We start from the raw sequence: 11,472 nt of genomic DNA, 5'->3' as shown, positions 1-11,472 counted from the left end.
GCAATGCTGGCCCTCGTGATTCTGTCGGCAACGTGGAGGTGCTAGATGACCTCGATCTGATCCTTACCGCCATAGACGGTCCACCAGGGCTTGGCACCCTGGGCGAGGATCGCGTTGAGCGCCTCAATATTGGCGACGCCACGGTCTTCGAGCCACTCTTCGAGAGCCTCGACGCCCTTTTCGCCATAGACTGGAATGCCATCCTGCCAGGTCGCCCGGCCACAGAGCACACCCGAGAAGGGGGTGCCGGCCTCGGCGGCGAGTTCAAGCGTCTCGCGGAAGACCTCGTCGGTGACACCGGCGCTGAGGTAGATAAAGGGCTTGGTTGAAACACTGGCGGCCTCACGGAAGAGTTCGCCGGCCTCGGCGCGGGTGTAGGCCTTCTCGCCGGCAAAGACGCGCATGCCCTCAACGAACTTCACATTGACTGGCACCTCAACCTTGAGCACATCAACGCCATATTCTGGCTTCGAGAACTCGGCCATATAGGCGGTGACATACTTCGGCTTGACCTTGGCGTACTCCAGCGATTTCTCGTCCATGGCATCATCGTAGGCAATGGGCTCAAGGAAGAACGGGATATCGTTGGCGACACATTCCGCGCCGATGCGCTCAATGAAGGCATGCTTGATCTCGTTGATCGCTTTGGCATCAAAGGGATTGTAGTAGAGCAGGATCTTGACGGCATCGCCACCAGCAGCCTTGATGCGCCGGACACTCCACTCACCAAGCAGGTCAGGCAGACGACCGCGCACGGTTGCGTCGTAGCCGGTCTTTTCGTAGGCCAGCAGAACCCCGGTTCCGGGGGCTTTGTGCTCGAGGGCCGGCAGACCATACTCGGGATCCATCAGGATCGCGGTCGAATGTTTGGTCAACACCCGTGTAATCGACGTCTTGAAAGCCGTGAGGTCACTGTTGGAAGCCTCAGAACCCCGTGCTTTTGCGATCGCCTTCTTGAGGGAGCCGCGCTGATCCATTGCGGCAGCGGCAATGATCCCCTTGTCGTCAGCACACGCCTGAATGCCTGCGTATTTGCCCTTTGTGATCTGTACTTTCCCCATCGTACTCGCTCCTTTGCAGAGAACTTTACCTGCGTCTTGGCTCGAACCATAAACCGCGTCTATTATACCCGAAGATAGGGGCAAAACAAAGGTCACATTGTGTTAACCAGGGATTGAAGTCATGGTACAATAGCATCACATTGTACCCTGTGATAGCACACGAAATACCTGGAGGAAGAATGAAACAGGTAATGAGTGCGTTTGCCTTTGTGCTCGGGCTGGTGCTCGGGCTCATTGGTGGCGCTGCACTTCTGGCCTATGCCTATCAGGCGGCTGGCCTTTATCCACCTGATGACGCGACGATCAAATTCATTGCCCGTGAGCGCGGTTGGTTGCGTGACGACGTATAAGTAGTTTCAAACCTTTTGTCCGTAGTTGGTTGTCGGCAATGCATTCGCACAGGTTGTGAAAGGCTGATGACCAGCTACGGTCTTTGTATCTACCGCACAAGGAGGTGCCTGCATGGAGCGACCCTGGTTTGCAAGCTATGAGCCGGATGTAGTCCGAAACATCACGTACCCCGATCAATCGTTGAGCGATCTCCTCAATGAGACTGCCCGTGCCTTTCCTGATAAGATCGCGACCAATTTTGTGCTCAGTTATCTGCTCGGTGAGCGTTTTACCGTTGGTGGGCGCATGACCTATCGTCAACTCAACGAGCAGGTTGACCGGATGGCGACGGCTCTCTACCAACTTGGCGTCCGCAAAGGTGAGCGGGTCGCCATTATGCTGCCCAACTCGCCCCATTACATTATTAGTTTCTTTGCGGCGATGCGCCTCGGGGCGATGGTTGTGAATGTGAATCCAACCTATACAAGCCGTGAGTTGCAGCATCAACTGGTTGACGCGGGTGCCGAGACGGTCATTATGCTCAATCTCTTCTGGCCGCGTTTGCGTGAAATCCGTTCTGAAACACCCGTCAAACGTACGATTATTGCCTATGTCTTTGATACGCTCTCTTTTCCTTCCAACTTCCTGGTGAAAAGCAAGCAAAAACGAGCCCCCGAGTGGGTTGATGTGCAACCCGAATCTGATATCTTCTTCTTTGCGCGCTTGCTCGAGAAATATGCCCCCACACCCCCACGCGCTGAAGTCGCCGCGCTTGATACGGCGCTCTTGCAGTATACCGGTGGCACCACAGGCTTGCCCAAGGCGGCGATGCTGTCGCACCGTAACCTCATTGGCAACGCCCTGATGATTCAGGCCTGGCTCCCCAAGGGCAAACGTGGCGCCGAGAAGATGATGGCCGCCATTCCTTTCTTCCACGTGTATGGCATGACCGTGGCGATGATCTATTCGATCTCGATGGGGGCCGAAATTGTCATTGTGCCCAATCCTCGCCCGATTGATAATGTGATGAAGGTGATCCAGAAAGAGCGCTGTACGCTCTATCCGGGTGTGCCGGCGATGTATATTGGCATTATTAATCATCCCGATGTCGCCAAGTATGACCTGAAAAGTGTGACGGCCTGTATCTCTGGTTCGGCTCCATTGCCTATCGAAGTGCAAGAGAAGTTCGGGCAGATTACCGGCGGGCGCCTGGTCGAGGGCTTTGGCATGACCGAATGCAGTCCGGTGACGCACTGCAATCCGGTCTTTGGCACGCGCAAGGGCGGCAGTGTTGGCATTCCGGTGCCTGATACCGATGCCAAGATTGTTGATCTGGAGACCGGTGAAACGCTGCCGTTTGATAACGAGGCCCAGGGCGAACTCTGTGTCCGTGGCCCCCAGATTATGCAGGGCTATTGGAATCGCCCCGAAGAGACGGCCCAGACCATTGATGCCGATGGCTGGCTGCGCACCGGCGATATCTGCAAGGTTGACCCCGAAGGGTACTTCTATATCGTTGACCGCAAGAAGGACATGATTATCGCCAGTGGCTTCAAGGTGCTGCCCCGCGATGTTGAAGAGGTGCTCTATATGCATCCCAAGGTCATGGAGGCGGTGGTGGTTGGCATTCCGAACCCCAAGCGTGGCGATGATACTGTCAAGGCCTTCATTGTGCCGAAGACCGGTGAAAACCCAACGCCCGATGAGATCAAGGAGTTCTGCAAGATCCATCTTGCGAGCTACAAGATCCCCCGTGAGGTTGAGTTCCGCACCGAATTGCCCAAGACCATGGTCGGCAAGATCCTCCGCCGCGTCCTGATCGAAGAAGAGAAGGCCCGCCAGAAGGGCGAAACGGTAGCCCAGACACCCGCGTAAGGATCAGGTTGAGACGTCAAAACGGCCAGCGAAGCTGGCCGTTTTGACGTCTCATATGATGTAACGTTAAGCAGGGTAATGCGCAGACGCTACGTACTGGCTGCGTGGTTCTCTTCTATTTTTTCATATATTGCGAGATAGGTTGTAGAAGGTGCCCCAATACCTAGGCAACCTGGTTGAGACACTTGGAATACAGAATGAAGCCGGTATCCCTCGTGTGATCGCTGATCAAATTTCTTCGCGAGAGTAGGCAAGTCGGCATTTGCGAATAGTGCGCCAATGGGTTCGACAAAGTATTGCATCGGTTCCTCCTCTGATATAGATGCTTGATTATGGTAGATCGGTACCACCATATCCCGGTCGACAACGGACGATACGCTGAAGGGTAAGTCGAACTCCGTACCACAGCCCATATTTCCTAACCGCGAGCTCTGCATAACGTGAGCAACTTGGCTCATACACACAACGATGTCCAAGCCTTCGCGAAATCCGCTTTCTATACCAGCGCAACCCCCAAACAACAAAATACAACCATCCCGGTGAGCGGGGAATAGCGAGGCTGTCGACCTCTCTATCCATGGGCGTTGTCCCAGTAAGCATACGGGTCAGACTGGGCATTAACATTGGATCAACAAGGCATTCATATGTGCCATGATCCGTGCAGATGATCTGTATCTCTTGTTCTTTTGCAACCATATACCTATATAGCTCCCATCGTTCGCTCTGGTGTACGCCTGGAGTTGGCTGATCATGCGCTATCGCTGTTGATCTATATGCCAACGTTCTGGTTGATTGCGCGTTTGTCCGAGTTACTTGGATCAATAAGTGGACGGCACGTTACACGTTGTCGCGTGAAATTTGTATCACCTCCTCTACAGCCCGCGCACGCGGGCTTCGCTTCCCATAGCCGAGGGCTTTAGCCCCACGGCATCGGGTGCATAGCGGATCATTTCCTGAAAAACCATTAGCCGACTAAAAGCCGACCCTCCTGTGTACAACCCAGATAGGGCTGCTATACTTGATTAGTAGCGAGATCTCGCTTTATCCACTTGTGTCTAATCGAGCTTTTTCTGGTACTTTAGTACTGATCTTGATCCAGGACTTTGGGCTCTCCAGGATTTCCTGGCGTAAAACGCCTGTTCGTCGATTGATATGGCTCGCTGATAATGCAAGATGCAATCACCCTCATGGCATTGGTTGCTGCAATGACACACCCATAACTTCGCGTGGTATACTTGGATCTAGTCACGCACCCATCTGTAAGTCAATGTATACCTATGAGCGATGCACCTCTGAATCCTGATGATATTTTCACCAGTCCGCAACTCCCTGAACCCGCTCGCGTGCTGTATGTGATGCCCCAGGGTGAGCGGTGGCGTGTGCAGGCCGTCGGGACGGTGAGCAATCAGTTCTATGATCGGACGTTTGCCCACCATGAGCTTGTGGTGCGCCGGGTGAGTTTCGGCGCTGATGCCGAGCGCTTTCGTCTGGCCGCAATGGCTGAACGCATTCATGCGGCGGCCCAGTTTGATCCGCAGTTTGCGATTGGGCTCTCGCAGATCGACCCGCTTCCTCATCAACTCGATGCGGTCTATAACTATTTGCTCCGTTCGCCTCGCATTCGGTTTCTGCTCGCCGATGATCCTGGGGCCGGCAAGACGATTATGGCCGGGCTGTTGCTTAAAGAACTTGAGCATCGCGGTGCCGTCGAGCGAGTGCTGGTGATTGCGCCAGCGAATTTGACGATGCAGTGGCAAGATGAGATGCGTGAGCGCTTTCGTTCTCCTTTTACGGTGCTGCGCCGTGAGCAGTTGCAGGCGCATCCCGGTGCCGAGATCTGGCGGCAGCATCCGCGCGCAATTATGTCGATCGATTTCGCCAGACGCGAAGAGGTGCGGGCGACTTTTGAGGGGGTCAAGTGGGATCTCGTCATTGTGGATGAGGCCCATAAGATGGCCGCTTATCAGTATGGCGAGAAGGTGCAGAAGACCCAGGCGTATCAACTTGGCGAGGAACTCAGTGAGCGTACCGACCATCTGCTGTTGATGACCGCGACCCCCCACCGCGGCAATCCTGATAATTTTCGCTTGCTGCTGGCTTTGCTCGATAAGGATCTGTTTCAGCATAACCTTGATCTCGCCACGATTCTCCGCCAGCCGCAGATGCCGATCTTTCTGCGTCGCCTGAAAGAACGCATGGTTCGGTTTGATCAGACCCCGATCTTCCCGCCTCGCAGTGTTGATACGCTGACCTATGCGTTGAGTGGAATCGAAAAAGACCTCTATGATGCGGTGACGGATTATGTGCGGAAGCGGTTTCAACGGGCTGATCAACTCGGCGATGATCGGGCGCGGCGCAATGTGGGCCTGGCGCTGATGGTGCTGCAACGGCGCCTCGCTTCGAGCCTGCGTGCCATTCGGACATCCCTCGCTCGCCGCGAGGAGCGCCTGAAAGACCGGTTGCACGCGATCCAGCGCGGTGCTGCCGCTGCTCCGGTGACGCCATTGCTCGCTGAAGATGACATTGGTGATGATGAAGAGCGTTGGGCGCAGGAAGACCTTGCCCTCGGGGTTTCGCTGGCTCAAACTTCCTATGAGTATGAGCAAGAGATCGCCGAGGTACGCTATCTCCACGATCTCGCCCAGATGGCCGAAGAGGAGGCTGAGCGTACCGATTGCGAACGGAAACTCGCCGAGTTGCGGCATGCGCTCGATGAGCGCAAAGTTGATGGGCAGACCATCTGGGATGCGGGCGAGAAGTTGCTGATCTTTACTGAGAATCGCGATACGCTCGATTATCTTGTCGAGAAGTTTCGACGCTGGGGCTTCAGGGTGACTCAGATCTATGGCGGGATGAAGCAGGAGGAGCGCCGCGCTGCTCAGGCGGACTTTAAGCGTGAAGATGGTGCCCAGATCCTGGTTGCGACCGAGGCGGCGGGCGAGGGGATTAACCTGCAATTCTGTCGTTTGATGGTCAACTATGATATTCCCTGGAATCCCAATCGCCTTGAGCAGCGTATGGGTCGGATCCATCGTTATGGTCAGGAGCAGAGTGTTCAGATTTTCAATCTGGTCGCTAGGAATACCCGTGAAGGTGATGTGCTGGCGGCGGTGCTCGATAAGCTTGACCAGATGCGTGTGGATCTGGGCAAGGAAAATGTCTACGATATCATTGGGGATCTCTTCTCGGCAGCCGAACTCGCCGATCTGATGCAGCGCGCGGTGAAAGAGCGCCAGTCGCTCGAGGAGATCCAGGCACTTGTGGCGAGTACGGTCGATGCAAATGAGCAGCGCCGGAAGATGCAAGTGGCCTTGGTTGATGCGCTTGCTGCCGATATGATGATGCCGGATACGCTCGACGAGATCCGTGAGCAGGTTCGCATTTCGCAAGAGCAGCGCCTGGTGCCGGAATATGTCGAGCGTTTTGTCGTGACGGCTTTTCGGACACTCGTCGCCGATCATAACCAGCGGGCCACGATCAGGCCGCGAGCGAATGAGCCGGGCGTCTGGATGATCGAGGCGGTGCCGCATTTTATGCGCCTGGTCGCTCCGGCAGGCTATACCATCAAGCCGTCTTATCCGCAGCTTGTCTTTACCAGACCGCTGGCCGAGCAAGAGACAAAGGCGGAGTTTGTTGCTCCCGGCCATCCCTTGTTCGAGGCGCTGCTCCGTCTGGTTCGTGATAGGTATAGCCCGTTGCTCACGGCAGGCGCACAGTTTGCCGCCGGATTACATGATCAGGGGTTGTTCTGGTTGCTGAAAGCGACTGCTAGTGACGGCACCGGTAGTGTTGCTGGGCAGAAGTTGGTCGGTGTCCACCAGCGGGCTGATGGTACGCTGGAATCACGCGATCCCCTCACGTTGCTCGACTATGAACCGATCCCTGGCCCTACCGACGAACATAAAGCGCCTCCCTTGCCCGATGCGCTGCGTCCCTTGAGCGCGGATCAGTCAACGGTACTTGCGTGGGCCGAGCAGTATGTTGTGACGCCCTACCTGGAACGCTTGCGTCAGCAGCGCGAGCACGAGGCTAATGTGCGTGAGCACTATCTGCAGAGTTCACTCGAGACGTTGATCGCTGAGCAGACGGCCAAAATTATTGCCTATGCTGCTGACGAGAAAGCGCGCAAACGTGATGCCGGTCAGTACGATATTGGCTTGCGCACGCTTGAGCAAAACCGTGAAGAGTATGAAGTGCGCTTGAAGCGGCGCCTCGAAGAGAATGGCCGCATGCGCTCGGTCGGGGCCGATGCACCGCAGATCATCGGGGTCTGTGCGTTTGTTCCGGCCCCCGATGTGCTGGCCGATGATGACGAGGGCGATGACCCTGATGTCGAGGCGCTTGCGGTGGCCGTAGCTAGGCAGTATGAACACGCCAACAATCGCCACGCGCAGAGTGTTGAAGCCGATGGGCTGGGCTTTGATCTGCGCTCACGTGGTGCCAATGAGATTCGCTATATCGAAGTCAAGGGCCGTCGTGGTCGTGGCGGTGTTACCCTGACTGCCAACGAGTGGATCAAAGCGGCGCGCTTCGGTAGTGAGTACTGGCTCTATGTGGTGTATGGCTGCGGTAGCCCCAAGCCTCAGTTGACGCTTATCCGTGATCCGGCCGCATGCCTCACCGTGAGCGAACATGTGGTATCAGCCTCACGCTTCCGTGTCAACGCCGGTGAACTTAGCCGAAACGGTATCATGGTAGACTAATGGCAAGCTGAAAAGCGCTACAAGACGAGGAGGAAATGCCGATGTCTACGATTGAAATAGCCTTACCTGATGAGATGATCCAGGGTTTGTCGTTTGACCGCGCCATCCTTTCGGGATTAGCCCGTGAGGCGCTCTTGGTGCGCCTCTACGATATTGGTGAGGTCTCCTCGGGCAAAGCGGCGGCTCTGCTGGGGATCTCGCGCCAGGCATTTCTGGAGCTCCTGAATCAGTACGGGGTTTCGGTCGTGAATGCACCAACTGATCTCGAAGCTGATCTGAGGAACGCCCATGTCGCTGCGACCGATTATCTGCAATACAAGTCCACTGATTAAACTGGCGGCAATCGGCCTCCTGGATCTGTTGCCGACCCTGTATGGCAGCGTGATCATTCCAGAGCAGGTTCGTGATGAGTATCGCGCCGGTGCTACGAAGCATGATCCGCCAGGGCCGTCGGATTAGCCCTGCACTACGGGAAGAGTTGCTTCGCCTGGCTGATGAGCAGAAATGATATTTCGATGACCTCCAACCCCAAAGACCGCCGCATTATTGAAGTGGAGATGCCGCTTACCAGTATTTCGCAGCATAGTGCGCGTGAGAAGTCGATCCGCCATGGGCACCTCTCGACGTTGCATATCTGGTGGGCGCGGCGGCCCCTGGCTGCTTGCCGCGCGGCGATCTTTGCGGCGCTGGTGCCTCAATCAGAAGATCCGAAGACGGCTCAGAAGATGCAGTTGTTTCTTGCTTCGCTGGCGGATTGGGATAACAGTCTTGATCAGGCGAGCGCGAGCGGGTCTAAGCCGGCCCATCATTATATTCGCGATGCCCGCGCCTATATCAAGCAAGCTTTTCCCGACCGCGCCCCCCGTGTGCTCGATCCCTTCGCCGGGGGCGGCGCGATTCCGCTCGAGGCGCTGCGCCTCGGCTGTGAGACCTATGCCTTGGATCTGAATCCGGTGGCGCATATCATTCAGCTTGCGACCCTGGTCTACCCGCAGTTGTATGCCCACCGTCCTGGTAGCGATGGCACTAGGCCCGGGGCAACGCTGATTGGCGATGTGCAGAAGTGGGCTGCATGGGTGCTAGCAAAGGCCCATGAGGAGATCGGTGACCTCTATCCGCGCAACGAGGATGGCGCCGGGACCGTGGCTTATCTCTGGGCGCGTACGATTACCTGCCCACGCGTCGCTTGCGCCGCACCGGTGCCGTTGATTCGTCAGACCTGGTTGGCCAAAAAGCCCGGTCGTATGTATGCCTACAAGATCGAGTGCGACGGGCCCGGCAGCGCGATGCGTTATACGGTGATCGGCCCGGTCAAGAGCGCTCACGATTTTGCGTTTGATCCGGCCCAGGGCACCACCCGTGGCGGAACGGCTGTTTGTCCTTGCTGCGGTACGCCATTAGCTGAAAAGCATATCAAAGCCGAGGCCCAGGCCGGGCGGATGGGCGACCAGATGGTGGCTGTTGTCTGGCAGAGCAAGCACGGCAAGCTCTATCGCTCGGTGCGCCCGGAAGATCGTGCGGCGTTTGAGCAGGCCAGGATGCGCCTGCAAGCGCTTGAAGAGAACTATGATCCGCTGAGCGGCGAGCTGCCACCGGTGCCGGATGAGGTTTTTACCCTTAATTCTCGCTACGCTGTTCCGCCAATGTACGGATTGGATACCTTCGGCAAACTCTTCAATTCACGTCAGGCTCTTGCCCTTGCCACCTTGGTCAAGTGGGTTCGTGCTGCCTATGCGGAAATTGCCCGACAGGTTGATGATATGGCATATGCACAGGCGATCACAACCTATCTGTCGATCGCAGTGGACAGATTGGCTGATTACAATTCAAGTCTTTGTCGATGGGCTCCTCACGGGGAATATATCGGAAACACATTCAGTAGACAAGCTCTGCCAATGATGTGGGACTATACAGAAGTCAATCCGTTCAGCGGATCAACTGGTGATTGGCGCGGGGCTGTTGATTGGATAACACGTTATATTGAACATGGGTCAGCTACCTCTAACCATCCTGCTGATGTTCGACGAGGCTCTGCGACAACTCTGCCATATGCAGACAACTATTTCGATGCGGTCATTACCGACCCTCCCTACTATGATAACGTTCCCTATTCAGATCTCTCCGACTTTTTTTATGTCTGGTTACGACGAACAGTTGGCGATCTCTTCCCTACAGTGTTAGGAACTCCCCTAACGCCCAAAGACCAGGAAGTCACGCAAGACATCTCGAAAAAGAAGGGGAAAGCTGACTTTGAGCGCATGCTTGCGAGTGCTTTCGCCGAAATTACCCGTGTCTTGCGCGAAGATGGGATCTGTGTTGTTGTTTATGCGCATAAAGCCATATCGGCCTGGGAGACCTTAGTCGCAGCGCTGCTCAACGCCGGGCTTACTGTTGATGGCTCCTGGCCGTTTAGCACTGAAATGGCAAACCGGCTGCGTGGGCAAAATAGTGCCGCCCTGGCCTCTTCGATCTTTCTCGTCTGCCGCAAGCGCAAGATTGAGGCAGGAATCGGCATTGCTGGCGAGGTACGCACGGCGATTGCGGCGAATGTGCGCGAGCGGCTTGACCAGTTCTGGGCCGCTGGTCTGCGCGGGGCCGACTTTTTTATCTCGGCGATCGGGCCAGCGACAGCCGCCTTTTCGCGCTACGACAGCGTACGTGATCTGCGCGGCAATGCGATCACCGTCAGCACGTTGCTTGAATGGGTGCAGCAAACGGTCGCTGACTATGCGCTGAGCCGTGTTTTTGCCAGCACAGCGCCGGCTTCAGGCGATAGCGCCCAGGGGCTCGGCGTTGTTGACGATGAAACGCGCTTTTATGTGCTCTGGCGCTGGACCTACGATGGCGTCGCTGGCGTTGTCGGCGTTACCGGCGAGCATGGCAACGGCGGCACCAAGAAGACCGGGTTGCTGACTGGCTCAACTGAGATCGAGCCGGGCGACAGCGACGAGGCCGACCGTGAGGATGGCAGCGGGGGCAAAGGCGACAAAAAGAAGAAGATTCCCTTTGGCGACGCGCATCTGATGGCGACCGCCCTGGGTGCCGATGTCAACGCGCTGATCCATCGCTTCCAGATCCTCGACGGGCGCAGCGACGTGCTGCTGCTCAACGCCGCCGAGCGCGACGAGCGCATCCCCGACCTCGGCGAGCGCCGTGCCGACGGCTCGCGCCCGCCGCTGATCGATATGCTCCACCGCTGCGAGCTGCTCTGGGCGGCCAACATGAGCGACGACATGGCTGACTACCTGAGCGAGTTTGCCCCTGATGAACGTGAAGCCCTGCGCCGTGTCGCCCAGGCCCTGATTGATATCTTGCCCCGCGGCGACCTCGAAAAGCAACGGCTCGAAGGTTTTCTCTATAGTGGTGCCGCCCAGCAGAGCGGCGAAGGTGCGCGGCCTGCCGGTCGTGCCCCGATTCAACAGGGCATGGAAGGCTTCGAGGTTGGAGACAAAGTCTTACGCGACAAGCGCAAGAGGTATGGGCGCCCATGAAAAGGAACACCC

The 11,472-nt window shown here is 56.5% G+C and carries 8 protein-coding genes; 6 read left to right on the top strand and 2 right to left on the bottom strand.

The genetic code is table 11. The features are described 5' to 3' along the window. Positions 1–41 precede the first annotated feature (41 nt). On the bottom strand, positions 42–1,061 hold the full coding sequence (locus EKD05_RS07170; protein WP_129671759.1) for a tagatose 1,6-diphosphate aldolase: 1,020 nt from the start codon (positions 1,059–1,061) through the stop codon (positions 42–44). Positions 1,062–1,240: 179 nt separating this feature from the next. On the opposite strand from EKD05_RS07170, the gene EKD05_RS07165 reads away from it, so the two are divergent. Then, positions 1,241–1,411 carry a hypothetical protein gene (locus tag EKD05_RS07165; protein WP_097651311.1) on the top strand — a complete coding sequence of 57 codons (171 nt, stop codon included), beginning with the start codon at positions 1,241–1,243 and terminating at the stop codon, positions 1,409–1,411. 112 nt (positions 1,412–1,523) lie between these two features. Next, the gene (locus EKD05_RS07160) at positions 1,524–3,266 is read left to right on the top strand and encodes a long-chain fatty acid--CoA ligase (protein WP_129671758.1); all 1,743 of its coding nucleotides are present in this window, start codon (positions 1,524–1,526) and stop codon (positions 3,264–3,266) included. A gap of 330 nt (positions 3,267–3,596) precedes the next feature. Here EKD05_RS07160 and yidD read toward each other — a convergent pair whose 3' ends face one another. Continuing rightward, a complete protein-coding gene (gene yidD, locus EKD05_RS27130; RefSeq protein ID WP_129671803.1) occupies positions 3,597–3,845 on the bottom strand; it encodes a membrane protein insertion efficiency factor YidD in 249 nt (82 codons plus the stop codon). A 698-nt stretch (positions 3,846–4,543) separates the two neighbouring features. Here yidD and EKD05_RS07145 point away from each other — a divergent pair. The 4 genes from EKD05_RS07145 (at position 4,544) to EKD05_RS07130 (ending at position 11,460) form a co-directional block, all read left to right on the top strand. Then, on the top strand, positions 4,544–7,969 hold the full coding sequence (locus EKD05_RS07145) for a helicase-related protein (RefSeq protein WP_129671756.1): 3,426 nt from the start codon (positions 4,544–4,546) through the stop codon (positions 7,967–7,969). A 41-nt stretch (positions 7,970–8,010) separates the two neighbouring features. Next, a complete protein-coding gene (locus EKD05_RS07140; protein WP_205703872.1) occupies positions 8,011–8,301 on the top strand; it encodes a UPF0175 family protein in 291 nt (96 codons plus the stop codon). Between the two features lie 74 nt (positions 8,302–8,375). Further along, entirely contained in the window at positions 8,376–8,477 is a 102-nt protein-coding gene (locus EKD05_RS07135) for a DUF3368 domain-containing protein (protein WP_129671755.1), read from the top strand. A gap of 7 nt (positions 8,478–8,484) precedes the next feature. Then, entirely contained in the window at positions 8,485–11,460 is a 2,976-nt protein-coding gene (locus EKD05_RS07130; protein WP_165360625.1) for a DUF1156 domain-containing protein, read from the top strand. The last annotated feature ends 12 nt before the right edge of the window (positions 11,461–11,472 follow it).

Origin of the sequence: Candidatus Chloroploca sp. Khr17, from assembly GCF_004138165.1 — a bacterium.
Taxonomy (GTDB): Bacteria; Chloroflexota; Chloroflexia; order Chloroflexales; family Chloroflexaceae; genus Chloroploca.
Note: the sequence above shows the minus strand (reverse complement) of the source record. Positions and strands in the feature narration are given on the sequence as shown.